The sequence below is a fragment of the Pedobacter sp. AC163 genome (genome assembly GCF_979258665.1).
Genome location: NZ_OZ409872.1, coordinates 2,993,223 through 3,009,195 on the forward strand (window position 1 = coordinate 2,993,223; position 15,973 = coordinate 3,009,195).

At 37.3% G+C, this 15,973-nt stretch carries 15 protein-coding genes; 7 read left to right on the top strand and 8 right to left on the bottom strand.

Going from position 1 to position 15,973, the window contains the following annotated elements; translation table 11 throughout:
* Positions 1–20: 20 nt before the first annotated feature.
* Complete coding sequence (locus ACZZZK_RS12890) at positions 21–932, bottom strand: AEC family transporter (RefSeq protein WP_463484489.1); 912 nt, start codon at positions 930–932, stop codon at positions 21–23.
* 65 nt (positions 933–997) lie between these two features.
* Positions 998–2,233, bottom strand: coding sequence for a DEAD/DEAH box helicase (locus ACZZZK_RS12895; protein ID WP_463484490.1), 1,236 nt, complete (start codon positions 2,231–2,233; stop codon positions 998–1,000).
* Positions 2,234–2,748: 515 nt separating this feature from the next.
* Between ACZZZK_RS12895 and ACZZZK_RS12900 the strand changes: the two genes are divergently transcribed.
* Positions 2,749–3,327 (top strand): RNA polymerase sigma factor, encoded by a 579-nt coding sequence (locus tag ACZZZK_RS12900; RefSeq protein WP_463484491.1) that lies wholly within the window; start codon positions 2,749–2,751, stop codon positions 3,325–3,327.
* Positions 3,320–4,612, top strand: a complete 1,293-nt coding sequence (locus ACZZZK_RS12905; protein WP_463484492.1) for a carboxypeptidase-like regulatory domain-containing protein — start codon at positions 3,320–3,322, stop codon at positions 4,610–4,612. Before ACZZZK_RS12900 ends, ACZZZK_RS12905 begins: the two co-directional genes overlap by 8 nt.
* A gap of 650 nt (positions 4,613–5,262) precedes the next feature.
* Here ACZZZK_RS12905 and ACZZZK_RS12910 read toward each other — a convergent pair.
* Complete coding sequence (locus ACZZZK_RS12910; RefSeq protein ID WP_056850681.1) at positions 5,263–6,273, bottom strand: inorganic phosphate transporter; 1,011 nt, start codon at positions 6,271–6,273, stop codon at positions 5,263–5,265.
* A gap of 12 nt (positions 6,274–6,285) precedes the next feature.
* Positions 6,286–6,927: a DUF47 domain-containing protein gene (locus ACZZZK_RS12915; protein WP_010599217.1), complete on the bottom strand. Its 642-nt coding sequence runs from the start codon at positions 6,925–6,927 to the stop codon at positions 6,286–6,288.
* A gap of 492 nt (positions 6,928–7,419) precedes the next feature.
* On the opposite strand from ACZZZK_RS12915, the gene ACZZZK_RS12920 reads away from it, so the two are divergent.
* The 5 genes from ACZZZK_RS12920 to ACZZZK_RS12940 all read left to right on the top strand — a co-directional run bounded on the left by ACZZZK_RS12920 (position 7,420) and on the right by ACZZZK_RS12940 (position 13,811).
* On the top strand, positions 7,420–8,427 hold the full coding sequence (locus tag ACZZZK_RS12920) for an IS110 family RNA-guided transposase (protein WP_463483753.1): 1,008 nt from the start codon (positions 7,420–7,422) through the stop codon (positions 8,425–8,427).
* A gap of 126 nt (positions 8,428–8,553) precedes the next feature.
* The gene (locus ACZZZK_RS12925; RefSeq protein ID WP_463484493.1) at positions 8,554–10,341 is read left to right on the top strand and encodes an AsmA family protein; all 1,788 of its coding nucleotides are present in this window, start codon (positions 8,554–8,556) and stop codon (positions 10,339–10,341) included.
* A gap of 62 nt (positions 10,342–10,403) precedes the next feature.
* On the top strand, positions 10,404–12,239 hold the full coding sequence (locus ACZZZK_RS12930; RefSeq protein WP_463484494.1) for a hypothetical protein: 1,836 nt from the start codon (positions 10,404–10,406) through the stop codon (positions 12,237–12,239).
* 58 nt (positions 12,240–12,297) lie between these two features.
* The gene (locus ACZZZK_RS12935; RefSeq protein WP_463484495.1) at positions 12,298–12,852 is read left to right on the top strand and encodes a LemA family protein; all 555 of its coding nucleotides are present in this window, start codon (positions 12,298–12,300) and stop codon (positions 12,850–12,852) included.
* Complete coding sequence (locus tag ACZZZK_RS12940; protein ID WP_463484496.1) at positions 12,852–13,811, top strand: DUF3137 domain-containing protein; 960 nt, start codon at positions 12,852–12,854, stop codon at positions 13,809–13,811. Before ACZZZK_RS12935 ends, ACZZZK_RS12940 begins: the two co-directional genes overlap by 1 nt.
* Here ACZZZK_RS12940 and ACZZZK_RS12945 read toward each other — a convergent pair.
* The 4 genes from ACZZZK_RS12945 to ACZZZK_RS12960 are packed head-to-tail and all read right to left on the bottom strand — an operon-like array spanning position 13,808 to position 15,959.
* Positions 13,808–14,173: a response regulator gene (locus tag ACZZZK_RS12945; RefSeq protein ID WP_056850676.1), complete on the bottom strand. Its 366-nt coding sequence runs from the start codon at positions 14,171–14,173 to the stop codon at positions 13,808–13,810. The genes ACZZZK_RS12940 and ACZZZK_RS12945 overlap by 4 nt on opposite strands.
* 26 nt (positions 14,174–14,199) lie before the next feature.
* Positions 14,200–14,784: a chemotaxis protein CheB gene (locus ACZZZK_RS12950; RefSeq protein ID WP_463484497.1), complete on the bottom strand. Its 585-nt coding sequence runs from the start codon at positions 14,782–14,784 to the stop codon at positions 14,200–14,202.
* Entirely contained in the window at positions 14,769–15,587 is an 819-nt protein-coding gene (locus ACZZZK_RS12955) for a CheR family methyltransferase (protein ID WP_463484498.1), read from the bottom strand. Before ACZZZK_RS12955 ends, ACZZZK_RS12950 begins: the two co-directional genes overlap by 16 nt.
* The gene (locus ACZZZK_RS12960; RefSeq protein ID WP_463484499.1) at positions 15,588–15,959 is read right to left on the bottom strand and encodes a response regulator; all 372 of its coding nucleotides are present in this window, start codon (positions 15,957–15,959) and stop codon (positions 15,588–15,590) included.
* Between the last annotated feature and the right edge of the window lie 14 nt (positions 15,960–15,973).

A 15,973-nucleotide genomic window follows, 5' to 3' on the forward strand; every position in this document is an offset into this window, starting at 1 on the left:
CCTTACTTGTTTGCAATTACCTAAACCAAGCCTGAATAGTGAAGCGCCAGCCACCAAATACCCGTGGTAATAAACGACAGCAATATCCCTATACCCACCACCAAATTAGAAACTTTGGGATTCAGATTATATTGATCTGCCACCACGCCGGCGGTTAGTAAGGTTGGCATGGCCATTTCGAAGATCGTTATTTTTGCTATCATCCCGCTCATTCCCAATAGCAAAGCAATAACTAAAACAACAAGCGGCGCCAATATTAACTTATATAGCAACGCGAAGCTGATGTGTTTTATTTCGCTAAACCAACCACCAAATTTCAGCTGAAGGCCAATGGAAAATAACGCTAGCGGACCAACAGTTCCGGCTAGTTTATTGAATAGAATATCCAATGATGATAAATCTAAATAATGGGGTAAAATTAATGCCAGAATACAACCGATCAATGGCGGAAACGTGAGCACATTCTTGAGCACAAGTTTTGCACTTAGTTTTTGTTGCTGAGAAGAACGAATGGCAACAATAATCCCAATGGTGGATAATAAAGTAAAAGTAATCTGATCGCAAATAATAGCAATTGCCAATTCCTTTTCGCTGAAGTAGGCAATAATTAACGGAAAGCCAATAAATGAAGTATTACTTAACGAACTCACCAGTTTTAAGCCACCAGAAGTTGCCCGGCTTGCATGGGTAATTTTTGCGTAAAAGGTGATAAACACCCATCCAATAAGCCAGACACAAATTGGTGCCAGTGCAGGAAATAGCAAATCTTTTGTCCACACGATGTGCGGAAGGTACTTGAAAGAAACTGCCGGCAATGCAATATAGATAATCCATGCATTAATGCCTTTATGTGCATCTTTAGGGAGTGATTTACTTTTTCTAAAAAGAATACCTGCAATAATACACAAGCCGATTAGAATGAAATTTGCCATGATTAGCGCAAATATAAGATAAAAGAAAACGCCAAAAAGTTTTGTCTAAATGGCGTTCTTGATATTTATGTTGCAGGATTACTGGGCTTCGGCTTTTTCTTATGCCAAACCTTTTTCTTCCCATTATTTCTTGGGTGTTGTGGGCGCTTTTCTTCCACATGCGTAATATCCATTGTTGAAATGTGTTCCGGTAAAGGCATACGTGGAACTTCTTTTTCAATTAGTTTTTCGATATTATCAAATTTGCGCTTATCTCTACCGTTCACTAAAGTTATTGCAGTACCTTTTGTAGCTGCACGAGCAGTTCTTCCAATTCGGTGAACGTAATCGGCCGGATCGCCCGGAACATCGTAATTGATTACCAAATCAATTCCTTCTACATCGATACCACGAGATAAAACATCGGTACCAATTAAAATTGGAAGCCTTCTGTTTTTGAAAGCAAGCAAAATATCCTCCCGCTCCGTTTGAGTTAAATCAGAGTGAAAAGCGGCTGCCTTAATGCCCAAACCTTTAAATGCTTTGTATAAAGCCTTAACCTTCTCTTTGGTTGAAGCGAAAATAATGCTGCTTTTGTAAGTGCCGTCTTTAAAAAGATCGGTTAACAAAGCCTGCTTCTGTTGATCGTGAATGTTATAAGCTTGCTGATCGATGCCTTCTGCTGGTTTAGCAATAGAAATGGTAATTTGTTGAGGATCATTTAAGATGCTGCCTGCCATTTTTCTAATTTTCGGCGCCATGGTGGCTGAAAAAAGAAGTGTTTGTCTTTTCTTCGGCAAGTAACTTACAATGCGCATAATATCATCATAAAAGCCCATATCAAGCATTCTATCTGCCTCATCTAAAATTAAATGCTGCAAATGTTCCAATTTCAACAAACCTGATGACAAGTGTGCCATTAACCTGCCCGGTGTGGCAATAATAATATCTACTCCTTCACGCATGGAGCGTTTTTGCTGTTCATAGGCAATGCCATCGCCACCACCGTAAACCGCCAGCGAACTGATGTTGGTAAAGTAAGCCAAAGCTTCTACCTGCAAATCTATTTGTTGAGCAAGCTCTCTTGTTGGCGCTAAAATGAGGGTATTATTGTGCCTGTCTTTAGCACGGGCAATTTTATCCATTACCGGTAAAAGATAACTAGCCGTTTTTCCGGTACCCGTTTGCGCACATGCAATCAGATCATGATCGGCTAAAATTACCGGAATTGCTTGTTGTTGTATTGGAGTAGCGCTTTTATACCCCATAGCCATTAGGCCTTCGTGTAAATCGGGGTTAAAGTTAAAGTCGTTAAAATTCAATCTGTTGTGTTTATGTATTTTAGCAAAAGTACCTCAAATTAAAACGAATAGCAAACGCCAATGCCGCTTGAACTTTTAAAAAATAAGTCGTCTGTTTTTTTATACTTTAATTAATTTGAAAATGAACGTTTCTGAAGCTCTTGGCTACAGCAGTCCCGCCCTTTGCTGTAGCCCTCGCCAAAAAGCTCGGGGCTGTCGCTTCGGTCTGGTTTAATTACACTAGTTACTACATTAAGGGTGAAACGCTAATGTTACACCATGGTCAGAAAACTTTAAAAAAAGCACCAAATTCTCATTAATAGCCCCGGTTGAAGCGGTTACCCTGCAGCGAAGGAAGCCTGCCTACTGCAAGCAGGCGTAAAAGCGGAAAACGGGAACAAACTTTAATATTAGTTCTGTCTTTGCGCTTCAAAAAAAGATGATGAACTATAAACTGAAAAGCATTTTACCTTATTGGCGCCCTTACTGAAAAATATTTTTTATACTTGAAAGATATTTAAATAGCTACCCATTTTTTGAAGTTTATAAAAAACATAGCTGGTATTAACCAGAAAGATGATGCAGATTTAATTGCTGAGTATAAAAGTACTGGCGATTTAGATGCGTTGGGTACGCTATACAATAAATATATGCACCTGGTTTTCGGGGTTTGCCTCAACTATTTTAAAGATGAAGAGCTAAGCAAAGATGCCGTGATGCAGATTTTCGAAGAGCTGGTTAAGAAGCTTAAAATTCATGAAGTACAGAATTTTAAAAGCTGGCTTCACGTACTCACCCGAAACCATTGTTTAATGGCATTGAGGAAATCTTCGAAGCAAAATAATGTATCTATTGATGATACTTTTGTGGAAAACAGCGAATTTGTGCATCTGGATATTGACGACACAAAAGAAACGCAGCTTACCATAATGGAAAAGTGCATGGAAACCTTGCCCGAAGAACAGCGGAAAAGCGTAGATTTATTTTACTTACAGGAAAAATGTTATAAGGAGGTTTCTGATCTAACAGGCTACGACATGTTGAAGGTGAAAAGCTACATCCAAAATGGTAAGCGGAATTTAAAGATTTGTATAGAAAAAAATAGTAGTGAATAACGATTGGTTAGATATTGATGTTTTGGAAAATTACCTTGATGGTAAACTTGATGCTAAAGCGATGCACTTTGTAGAGCGCCAGGCATTGGAAGATCCATTCGTAGCTGAAGCTTTGGAAGGCTTGAAACAATCGCCAAAACGCAAGCAAACGCTATCTATTTTACAGAAACAACTTTACGACCGGATTTCGGAGAAGCCGGCTAAACGTAAAATGTGGGGCATAACCACACATCGTTTAAGTATAGCAGCAACAGCAACTGTAGCTTTTATTGCTGTGAGCATTTTATTTTTTATGCGTGAAACCAGCCGTAAAAATGCTGAAATTGCTGCCAGGAAAGAAAACGGCATTATTGTTAATTTAGATACTACAACATCACTTGCCACTACAAAACCAGCCAAAAGCGATACCATTAATACCAATACAACATCAGCCTTAATTGATAAAGCAACCGTAGATGCTAAGACAGGCGATTTAGCAAAAAACACTAAAAGAACGCCAGATCTTGCTAAGGATGAGCCAGCTTTAATAGCCGAGCAGAAAAAAGCGGTAATGGCTTCAGCTAGAGAAAAAACAGAGGTTGCACCTGCACTGAGCAAAGCCAAACAGGCTTATGCTGCTAGCGAAGTGGCCATTGCAGCGGCACCAAATGTGGGTGCCAATCATGTTGTTTTTAGTGGCAACGTAATCAACCAAAGTAATGGCAAACCCGTTGAAGGTGCTGTGGTTAAGCTTGCAGGATCGAAGAACGTAACAGCTACAGATGCTAAAGGTTATTTTGCACTACCGGCAGACAGTGTTCCAAAAGACAAAGATTTGATCATTAATGCTGTTGGTTTCAGAGAACGTCCAATTACCAATGTAAACGACCCTAATGCAATTAGAAATGCGATGACGGGCGATAAATCAATTAATGAAATTGCTATCATAATGGGCTCAAATGGTCGTAGAAAGGAGAATATTCCTGCGCCAAAAATTATGTTGAAAGCAGAGCAAAATCTCGACGGCAAGACATTAACAGAAATCACGAAACCTGTTCCTGTATCGATAATTAATTATAGCCAATATTTAGAAACCAATAACAAACTATACAACGCAAAAGGTCCTGAACAATTTGTTATTGTAAGTTTTAAGGTTAAGAAAAACGGTCGCCCGACAAATGTTAAAGTTATTAAGTCGTTAAACCCTAAAGCCGATACCGAGGCAAAGCGCCTCATTCAAACCGGACCAGACTGGGTTTTACCTAAGAACGGTAACGACATGGTAGAAATGAGTGTAAGGTTTTAATGCGGGTATTGAGTCTATTCATTCCAATAAAATATAGAAAATCACAAATCATCTTACAAGCCCTATAATCTATATGGTTCATAGCAAATTGCAATATTCAACCATATAGACATAGAGAAAATATAGAAAACCGTAAATACTATATGTTCTATATCCCTATATGGTTCAGCAACTCCCAATTATCAATCATATAGACTTAGAAAAAATATAGAAAGCTGTAAATACTATATGTTTTATATACCTATATGGTTCATAACGAATCGCAATTATTTTAACAATATAGAAATAGTGAAAATATAGAAAGCTATAAATACTATATGCTCTATATCTCTATATGGTTCATAGCGATTCCCGATTATTCAACCACATAGACATAGAGAAAATATAGAAATCCATAAATACTATATGTTCTATATCCCTATATGGTTCATAGCAACTCCCGAGTATTCAATCAGATAGACATAGAAAAAAAATAGAAAGACATAAATACTATATGTTCTATATCCCTATATGGTTCACAGCTAATTCACAAGTAGATACTTATATAAAAGCCTCCCCTATCGTCTTAGATCACAAACTCTCTACAAAAGCCTATCAAACAAAAAAGACCAAAGCAAATGCTTTAGTCTCTTCAAAATATCTTTTTAATACTATTTGAAATAATAAATCGCTCCGTAAATAAGAGCGGCTAAGGTTGCTGAAACCGGAATAGTTAACACCCAAGCCCAAATCAGGTTAATGGTTACACCCCAACGCACTGCAGAAACGCTTTTTACAACACCTACACCTACAATTGAACCTGTAATAGTATGCGTTGTAGAAACCGGGATACCAAAGTGCTCAGTAATACCCAAGGTAATGGCACCTGCACCCTCAGCGGCAACACCTTCCAATGCTGTAACTTTGGTGATTTTCGATCCCATTGTTTTAACAATTTTCCAACCACCACTCATAGTTCCCAATGAAATTGCCGAATAACAAGCAATTGGAACCCAAGCTGGCATAGAATCAAAATCAGGAATCACTTTAGCAGCGATTAATGCAGTAGCAATAATACCCATTACCTTTTGCGCATCGTTACCACCATGAAAGAAACTTAAAGCAGCGGATGATAATAACTGCAAACGTTTAAACCACTTTTCTGCTGTTGAAGGCTTAGCGTAGCGACAAATATTAATGATAATTAAGGTTAATACTACTGAAATGACCAAACCAATTATTGGAGCAAGTACAATGAAGGATACAATTTTAATTACATAACCCATGTTCACTGCATCCATCGGACTAGCGCCGATAAGCAAAGCATGCGTCATACCAGCACCAGCAAAACCACCGATTAAAGTATGCGATGAACTCGAAGGGATACCGTACCACCAGGTTAGCAAATTCCAAATAATGGCAGCTACTAAACCGGCCAAAATTACCTCTAATGTAATATAATTTTCAATTACCGTTTTAGCAACCGTATTGGCAACCTTATGATCGGTAAAATAAAAGTAAGCTGCGAAATTAAAAAGTGCAGCCCATAAAACCGCCTGAAAAGGCGTAAGAACTTTTGTAGAAACAACTGTTGCAATCGAATTAGCGGCATCGTGAAAACCGTTAATGTAATCGAAAGCAATAGCCAGAATTACAACAACAACCAATAAGGTAGTTACCATGTTTGTTTATTATTAAGCGTTTTTAACTAAGATAGTTTCAAGCACATTTGCTACATCCTCACACTTATCTGTCGCTTTTTCTATCGTTTGTAAAACCTCTTTTTGTTTAATTAATTCAATTGCATTGGTTTCGTATTCAAATAAACGGGCAACCGCCAATGTAAATACATAATCTGCCTGGTTTTCGCCGCTATTAATACGGATACAAGCATCAGCAATTACACGGATGTTTTTGAAACTGCGTAACTCTTTAATGGCTTTATCAATATCAGTACACATTTCTACTAAAAGTTCTGCAATTTTAACAATTGGCTCGCTAATCGTATTCATGTTATACATTTGCATGCGGTTGGCTGTACCGTAAATATAATCGGCAACGTCATCAACAGCTGTGGCCAATTGGTGAATATCTTCCCTATCAAACGGTGTAATGAAGTTCCTGCTCAATTCAAGAAAAATCGAATGCGTAATATCGTCTCCTACATGCTCTAAGCGTTCAATTTCCTTAAAAATTGTTTTTCTGCTTTCAGCATCAGCAGTGCTAACCATCTCTAATAATGCTTCAGCAATTTTTAATGCGTTGCTACCAGCTTGCTCAAAAAGAGGATGAAATTTTCTGTCTTGAGGCGTAAAGAACTTAAAAATATTGTTCATGTTAATTTCTAATATGTTGCAAAGCTACAAGCCCAATGTTAAGTTAATGTTAATTCACTAATTATATTAAGGAATTGTTTCTTATTGAAGCCCTATTCTAAACAATTAGAAGTGATGATGTTAGCCGAAACGTTGCTCGTTATCATTTAGTAAAGCAATGGGTGTGAATCTTCGGTAACACCTGCCCCGCTTTGTGCTACAATCTTTTTAATGTTCAAAACCAATGGGAACATCAAAATAACTGCAATTAAAAAGTATTTACGCGTCAATCCCTTAGGTTTGAATATTCTTAGAAATATTTGAGATTTGAATAAAACCTTAACGGCAGTGCTGCACTTTGGCTCGATCTAGGTTAAAGACCTAAAACCCGTATCAGAGCACTGCCGTTTGTTGAACAAGAACCATATAGAATTTTAGTCTTCGCTGGACCGTTAAGGGATTTAGTTTTATTCAACATTAAGGTTTGTTTTTTCCACTTAACAACCCAAAGTTATGAATTACAGATTATTTGCGGGCATCGATGTTTCAAAAATGAAAACAGATGTAGTGTTTTTTCTTACTGAAAATCCTGATGAGCAGTTTCATGGCACCTTTAGCAACAATGAGGAAGGCTGTAAGGAAATGGTGGCCTGGATGCAGGAGCTTACCGGCCTTTCGATTGCTGAGATGCTTTTTTGCGCAGAGGATACCGGACTCTACACACTTCCTATCTGCACCTATTTTGACGGACAGGGCGGAAATCTCTGGGTTGAGAACGCCCTGAGGCTTAAGCGCTCCCTTGGTCTAAAACGTGGCAAATCTGATAAGGCAGATGCTGCCGAAATAGCCAACTATGGTTTTTTACATAGGCGCAAAGCTGTTCTTTTTAAACTTCCGAGCAAAACCATAAGCAAGCTAAAGCATTTATTGAGCTGTAGAAAGCAGCTTGTGAAGCAACAGACGGCATTAAAAAACGCAAGTGGAGAGCTGGAAGCTTTCGATGGAGATTCAGCGGATTTTACATTGGAGATCAGGAAGTCACTGATCAAAGAATATGACAAGAAAATTGACATGATTGAAGCGGAACTTATAAGATGTGTAAAAGCGGACAAACTACTTGAAAAGCAATATCGTCTGGTCAACTCCGTATACTGTATAGGGCCTCAGACAGCGATGTTTATCGTGGTCCTTACGCAAGGATTCAGTCTGTTCGAGGATCCCAGGAAGTTTGCCTGTTATTGTGGTATTGCCCCTTTCGGAAATACCTCTGGAACAACACTAAAGGGGAAACCAAAGGTTAGCCACCTGGCAAATAAAAGAATAAAAACACTACTTACCATGTGTGCGCTCAACACAATCAAAAAGGATAATGAGTTCAAAAGGTATTATGACAGAAAGATACAAGAAGGAAAGCATCATTCAGCTGTTCTAAACGTATTGAGAAACAAACTGGTCAGCAGAGCTTTTGCAGCAGTATTGAAAGACAGACCCTATAAGAAAGATCTTTATAATGCTGCCTAAATATTTTAAAATTTATTTGCAAAAACCATAGAATACGGGTTTATTACCTAGGGTCGGTGCAATCGCAAAACGCAGCAAAACAAACCTTTCTACGAATCAACTGTTCTATAGCGATAAACCAAAAAAATGACAGCTCAAAACAGAAACAAACTTTGGATTTGGATAGGTAGTATTGCTGGTGGATTAATCCTCATTTTAGCCTTTGGGGCAATGTTTATTAGTGCCCGCTGGAAGCCAATTTTAACCGAAAAAATTAAAGAAGGGGTTTATAATGGATCTAGCCATCTTTATAAAATAGATTTCAAAAGTATTAATTTAAACGTGTTTACGGGGAGTTTAGCACTCCGCGATGTAACCCTTAAGGCAGACTCTTCGGTTTTCGATTCCTTAAAGCAACAAAGATTAGCCCCAGCCCATACTTTCGAAATAAAGCTTAAAAAACTTCAAATCACAAGGGTAAGCATTTTGACTGCATATTTCAAAAAACGATTGAACATTAACGAAATCCTGCTCGATCGGCCATCCATCAATGTAACTTTTAATAAGGTTCCGAAAAAAATAGACACCAGTAAGGTTCAAAAGTCACTTTACGATCAAATTTCAAAACTCTTTAAATCTGCAGCTATAAAATCTATTAAAATCATAGATGCCGATTTCGATTATATCAACAAGAGCACCTCTATCAAAACGAAAAACAGCGTTAAACACCTCGACGTTACGGTAAAAGATTTTCTTTTAGATTCATTATCCGGAAACGATACTTCCAGATTTTATTATACAAAAGATATTTCGTTTCAGGTTGCCGGCTATAAATCCAATACAAAGGATAGGATGTACACCATGAAAATTGATACGATTAATGGCTCCTATTCATCAAAAAAACTCAGTATTAAAGGATTTACTTTGAAGCCGCTTTATCCTGAACTGGAGTTTTCAAGAAAATACAAGGTCCAAAAGGATCGGTATGATTTAAGTTTTAGCAACATAGAATTTAACGGAATAGACTTTATAAAACTGAATACCGATCAAAAAATCGAAGCAAATTCCATTAAAGTCGGACCCGCCAATGTTGCTGTATTTATGAGCAGAGAATCGCCACCTCCACCAGGCCTGGATAAAGGAAAAAACTATCCGCACCTGGCGTTGAAGCGGCTAAACATTCCAATTATTATCGACACTGTAAAGCTAAGAGATGTAAATGTTAAGTATTCAGAGTATAACCCTGCAAGTAAAAAAACCGGCTCAGTTGAATTTAAATCGTTGAAAGGAAATATATACAACATTACCAATGATAGTTTACGTTTGATTAAAAAAAATCATGCAATTGCCGATTTGAATACCATGTTAATGGGCACAGGAAAATTGAATGTAAAAATTGATTTCAATCTCACCGCTGATAATGGTGCATTCAGCTATAGCGGTAGCCTGGGGAAATTCGATTTGAAAAATCTCAATTCATTATCAAAAAACTTAGGTTTAATTGAGGTGGAAAGCGGAAATATCCAAAATATAACATTTAAAGCAAATGGAAACCTACGAGCCGCCTCTGGCTCGATGACCATGTTGTATAATAATTTAAAAGTTAAGTTACTTTCTGATAATATTGACGGCGAAGGCACAAAAGAAAAAGGATTGTTGTCGTTTCTCGCCAACACAATTTTAGTTAAAGATGCGAACCCAAGTAAGGGCGACCCTGCACGAACCGCTAACATGAGTACAACGAGAATCAATTCGGGATCGTTTTTCAATTTGATGTGGAAAACCCTATTTGTGGGTATAAAAGATATTGTTGGTGTAGGTATTGTGCCTGAAAAAAATCCTGTTCAACAGCAAAAAGTAATCGCAAAGAAAATAAGAGAACAGAAAAGAGCAGATAGAAAAGAAGCACGGAAAGCCAGAAGGGAGAAAAATTAGGCAACATTTTTTACAATACGATTATAAATGTATATTGCTATGAAAACAAGTCCCTTCGTTCAATGCCTGATACAAAATCAAACAGATATAAGCTTTTAAAATGGATTGCCGCAATACTTCTGATTATCCTTATCCTACTTGCAGGATTAGCCTGGTTTTTAAATGTCAAATCGCAACCGATGCTTTCCAGCCGCATCAAAACCCTTTTATATAAATCGACGGATAGCCTTTATACCATTAGTTTTTCTAAAGTTACCACCAATATTTTAACTGGTAGTGCTACCCTTTACAATGTAAAAATTACGCCCGATACCAACCGTTTCAACCAACTGATCACTTTAAAAAGAGCGCCAAACAATCTTTACACCGTTACGCTCAAAAAACTTCAGGTTAAACATTTTCATCCTATTACGCTTTACAGGCATCAGAAACTCCAACTCGAAGAGGTGATTTTCGACAAACCCGAGGTTAGTATGATGAACCGTCAATTTGAATTTAATGAGAACCGGCCGCCCAGACCTATAAAATCTCCTTATGCGATGATTTCGCAAAACTTAAAGGAGTTCCGTATCGATAACATTCTTTTCAGAGATGCAAGCTTTAAATACGTTAATAAGAATATACCAAATTCAGTACCTTTTATTATTGATGATTTGAATATCACGCTTAAGGATTTGTTGGTCGATTCAACCTCCACGGAAGATCCCGATCGCTTTTACCTGCTAAAGGATGTAATCATCAACCTAAAAGATTATACTTATCCCACTCCTGATCGGATGTATGATATCAAACTGAACCAACTTGATTTCAAAGCATCTACTGGAAGTTTAAGGATAAATAAATTTGAGGTTAAACCGCTTCATGATGAAATGAAATTTGCGAAAGTTGCAGGTTATTCTAAAGATCGGTTTCATGTAGAAATGAGCAATATTTCAATCAAAGGAATCGACTTACCGGTATACATTAGTAAACAAGAATTCAGAGCCAAGGAAATGAATATAGCAAATGGTTTTGTTTCCGTTTTTAACGATAATAGCATGGGCAGCAACCGAAACCCGGCAGATAGTGTTCAAAAACGAGTAGGAAGGTTTCCTCATCAACTGTTGCAATCAATGGGCGTCCCTGTACTTGTTCAAAAAATCAACTTAAAAGATGTTGATGTAAGTTATGCCATTTATAATGCAGAGAGCCAACAGCGGGGTAAAATTTCTTTCGAGAAAACAGCGGGAACTTTCAAAAATGTAACTAATCTCGATAGAATAAAAGCGATAAACCCGAACATGGAAGTGAAGATCAAAACTTATCTGCTCGGCCAGGGAGAACTCGATTTGGATTTCAACTTCGATCTGATTGCCAAAAATGGGGCTTTTACATATAAAGGGGAACTACAGACCTTTAATGCCAGAGTTTTAAACCAGATTACAAAACCTTTAGGACTTGTGCGCATCAACAGAGGAATTGTAGATAAGCTTAACTTTAATTTTAAAGCGAATAATGATGGCGCAAAGGGCAATGTTAATTTCTACTACTATGATTTGTCAGTAGCGCTAATGAAAAATGATCCTTCTAAAGATCATTTGGTTACCCGTGGGTTACTTTCTATTTTAGCCAATGCGTTGGTTATCAACTCAGAAAACCCGGATAGGAATGGAAAATTTACCGCGGCAAAAGTAGATTATGAGAGGGTAGAAAACACTTCATTTTTTAACATGATTTGGAAAAGCCTTTTTTTAGGCATTAAAAACAGCGTTGGAATTACCGAAGAAAAGCAACAGGAAATTAAGAAACACATCAAGAATTTTAACGAGATGCGAGAAAATCATCGCATTAGAAAACAAAAAAGGTTACAACGAAGGCAACAAAGGGAAAAGGAAGCCGCTAAAAAGGAAAAGCGCTAAATAGAAAAATGTCGAACGTTTTTATATCTTTAAATATCTAAACCCAAAAAACTAAATCATGATTATCGCAATTATTCTCGTTATCTTAATCATTATAGGCATTTTCTTTTACAACTCACTAATCGGTAAAAAGAATCAGGTTACTAATGCTTTTTCTGCAATCGATGTAATGCTCAAAAAACGGTTCGACCTGATTCCCAACTTAGTAGAGGTAGTAAAGCAATACACCAATTACGAGTCAGAAACCCTTTCGAAAATTGTAGAACTTAGAACTCGGGCTGCTGCCGGTAATATAAGCGATGCTGAAAAGGCACAAATTGACAGTCAGCTGAGCACAAGCGTTAAGGGATTGATGGTTAATGTAGAAAATTATCCTGATCTGAAGGCCAATACCAACTTCATAAATCTTCAAAGTACCTGGACGGAAAGTGAAGAACAAATTGCGGCTGCCAGAAGATCTTATAATTCTGCTGTTACCGATTACAACAATTCTATAATGATGTTTCCAGGAAGTTTATTTGCCGGGATGCTAAACTTTCATCCCGTTCCTGTGCTTGAAACTGCCGTGGAAGAACGAAAAAATATCAGCGCAAAAGATCTATTCAACAATTAATGCAATTTTCTAGTTTAGCAGGAAATGTAGCCCTTCAAAACATTTTGGCTACCATGGAAGTGGAGCGCAAGAAAATTGCTTCCACCCAAAAAAAAGGCTATTACTTTATTGGAGGCGGCATTTTATTAGGCATAATCGGTTCGGTTTTAGGCTTTCCTATGCCTTCAATAATAGCGGGTTTGGCTCCCATTATTTACGGTGGAATTGTGCTTTTTAAAATTAATGATGAATTACAGGCTTATAAACATGCCTATAAACGTGATGTAATTGGTGAAGCACTTCGGTTTCTAGATTCGAGCCTGACTATTGCTCCACAAAATGGAATTGTAGCACATGAGTTTATCCATTCTCAGCTTTTTACAACTGAACCCGATCGATACAAAACTGAAGATTTAGTAAGTGGAAGAGCGGAAAAAACTGCCTTTTATTTTGCAGAAGTTCATGCTGAATATAAAACCGTTACCCAAACCAAAAACGGAACAAAAACAGAATGGCATGATATCTTTAAAGGAATCATCTTTGTAGCCGATTTTAATAAAAATTTTAATGGCTCAACCATCGTTCGGCCTAAAGATTTTGGTAGTGCAATCGGTGCCTGGTTTTCTACAAATTTATTTTCTTTTAGTGATCAGGATGTGATCAAACTCGAAAACGTAGACTTTGATAAGGCATTTATTACGTATGGCACAGATCAGGTTGAATCTCGTTATTTGTTAACACCAGCGATGATGGAACGCATTTTAAAACTAAATAGTAACTCCAAATACTCCATTTCGCTGTCGTTTATTCAATCTAGAATGTACATCGGTTTTCCTTTGGATCGAAACTATTTTGAGGCGCCCATCTTTAAATCTCTGCTTAATCCGGATTTATTAAATGATGATATCTCTACGATCAAATTCATGTATGATATTGTAAAAGAGCTGGATTTGAATACGAGAATTTGGGGGAAAAATTAGCTCAAATGTTTTTTTACAATCCCTTCTAAAGCTTCGATATCAAAAGGTTTGGAGAGATAGCTATCTGCACCAGCTTCATCAGCCAAGGCTGAAATATCGTTGTTTGCCGAAAAATAAATTACAGGAATGTGTTTCAAATCAGGATTATTCTTGATGGCCTTTGTTGCCTGTATGCCCCCTAAATCGGGCAGCCAATTATCCATAAAAATAATATCTGGCATGTAAGAGGCCACTTGGCTTTCAATATCATTTGCCGTTTCGGAAGTTTTAATTTCATAGCCCGCATCTTCCAAAATGAAGGTACAGAGATCTAAAATATCTCTGTTATCATCAAACACGAACACTTTTTTTGCATCAGCCATAAGTTATCTCCTAAAGGCAGTTAATTTTAATTATTTAGTTTGTTTATAAACGCAGCCATCTCAAAACTATTCAAAACAAGAGCTGTTTTTATCTCGTTTAAAGCTTGCTGTGGCATATACGGCATTATAGCGGTATCCGGATTTTGGATAATCACTCTTCCACCCCATTTTTCTACTATCTTTAATCCTTCTACCCCATCTGCATTCGATCCTGACAGTAAAATGCACACCAATTCATCTTTGAAAACTTCAGCTGCCGATTGAAAAGTAACGTCAATCGATGGTCGTGAATAGTTCACTTTTTCTGAATAATCTAAAGAAATCGTAATGTCTTCTTCAATTAGCAGATGATAATCGCCAGGCGTAATGTATACGTTTCCTCTCAGAATTGGCTGTTTTTCTTCCGCCTCATTTACAATCAAATGTGTTCTGCTTTTCAATAAATCCGTTAGCAGTGAATCGTTCCCCGATTTTCGGTGTGTGACCAAAATAATAGGAAAACTCAAATTACTTTTTAAATCAGGAAAAATTTCCAATAATACATCCAAACTGCCTGCAGAACCACCAATAACCAAAGCACCACACTTTCTCTCTGCTATAATTTGCGCCATATTTTTTCCAATTTAACGCGTTTATACTCTTTTGCCTTGGGCCAAAAATCTAAACTTTCTTTACTGCCCAAAGCCAAATATCCCAGCTTTTCTAAACTGTTATCAAAAAGTTGAAACACTTTATGCTGCAATTCTTTATCAAAATAAATGAGTACGTTTCTACATAAAATAAGCTGAAACTCATTAAACGAATGATCAGAAACCAGATTATGTGTACTAAAAATCATTTTACTGCTTAAAGATTCATCAAACTTTGCCAAAGAATAATTAGCGGTATAGTACGAAGAAAAATCCTTGGTGCCATCAGAGGCCACATAATTCTCTGAATAACCCTTCAAATAATTCAAAGGAAACATTCCTTTTTTGGCCTTTTCCAAAACTGAGGGATTGATATCGGTAGCATAGATCAGCGATTTTTGCAACAAATTTAATTCTTTCAGCAGAATTGCCAGTGAATAGGCTTCTTCGCCTGTAGAACAGCCCGCTACCCAGATTCTAATAAACGGATACGTGCCTAAAACAGGTAACACATCATGTCTCAGCGATCTGTAAAAGCCGGGATCACGGAACATTTCAGTAACATTTACCGTAATTTCCTCTAAAAATCGTTTGAAATATTGCTTATCACTTTTAACGGCATACCTAAACTCGGCGAAGCTTACAAAATTATCAAGGGTATACAACCTGGTTATTCTCCGCTTGATTGATGCATGGGAATACTCCAAAAAATCGTAGCCATGAACTTCCAATACATCGCTTAACAATGCATCAATTTGTTCATTATCTATCGCCTCGGTGATCACTTATTGTGTTACTTTTTCTATTTGAGTTAATAATTCGTCTACGTTTATAGGTTTAGATACATAGCCAGCTGCACCGGCAGCGAGGCACCGTTCTTTGTCGCCTACCATTGCCTGTGCAGTAACCGCTAACACGGGTATGTTTTGCATTTTCTCTGATTTTTTGATCACAGATATGGCCTGATAACCATCCATTTCTGGCATCATCATGTCCATTAATACCACAGCTACGTTTTCATTTTCTTCCATAATGGAAAAACCTTCCTGGGCACTTGTGGCAGACAAACAATCGAAACCTTTGGCCTTTAAAACAGCTTTTAAAGCGAAAATGTTTCTATTATCATCATCAATAATGAGAATTAATTTCTGAGGCATATTTATTAAAAAGG

Bases quoted from the DNA above. Each gene is read 5' to 3' on its own strand.
- ACZZZK_RS12915 (WP_010599217.1), bottom strand. From the start codon at position 6,927: ATGAACAATATTTTTAAGTTCTTTACGCCTCAAGACAGAAAATTTCAT.
- ACZZZK_RS12930 (WP_463484494.1), top strand. From the start codon at position 10,404: ATGCCTGATACAAAATCAAACAGATATAAGCTTTTAAAATGGATTGCC.
- ACZZZK_RS12950 (WP_463484497.1), bottom strand. From the start codon at position 14,784: ATGGCGCAAATTATAGCAGAGAGAAAGTGTGGTGCTTTGGTTATTGGT.
- ACZZZK_RS12910 (WP_056850681.1), bottom strand. From the start codon at position 6,273: ATGGTAACTACCTTATTGGTTGTTGTTGTAATTCTGGCTATTGCTTTC.
- ACZZZK_RS12945 (WP_056850676.1), bottom strand. From the start codon at position 14,173: ATGGCTGATGCAAAAAAAGTGTTCGTGTTTGATGATAACAGAGATATT.
- ACZZZK_RS12890 (WP_463484489.1), bottom strand. From the start codon at position 932: ATGGCAAATTTCATTCTAATCGGCTTGTGTATTATTGCAGGTATTCTT.
- ACZZZK_RS12940 (WP_463484496.1), top strand. From the start codon at position 12,852: ATGCAATTTTCTAGTTTAGCAGGAAATGTAGCCCTTCAAAACATTTTG.
- ACZZZK_RS12960 (WP_463484499.1), bottom strand. From the start codon at position 15,959: ATGCCTCAGAAATTAATTCTCATTATTGATGATGATAATAGAAACATT.
- ACZZZK_RS12925 (WP_463484493.1), top strand. From the start codon at position 8,554: ATGACAGCTCAAAACAGAAACAAACTTTGGATTTGGATAGGTAGTATT.
- ACZZZK_RS12920 (WP_463483753.1), top strand. From the start codon at position 7,420: ATGAATTACAGATTATTTGCGGGCATCGATGTTTCAAAAATGAAAACA.
- ACZZZK_RS12935 (WP_463484495.1), top strand. From the start codon at position 12,298: ATGATTATCGCAATTATTCTCGTTATCTTAATCATTATAGGCATTTTC.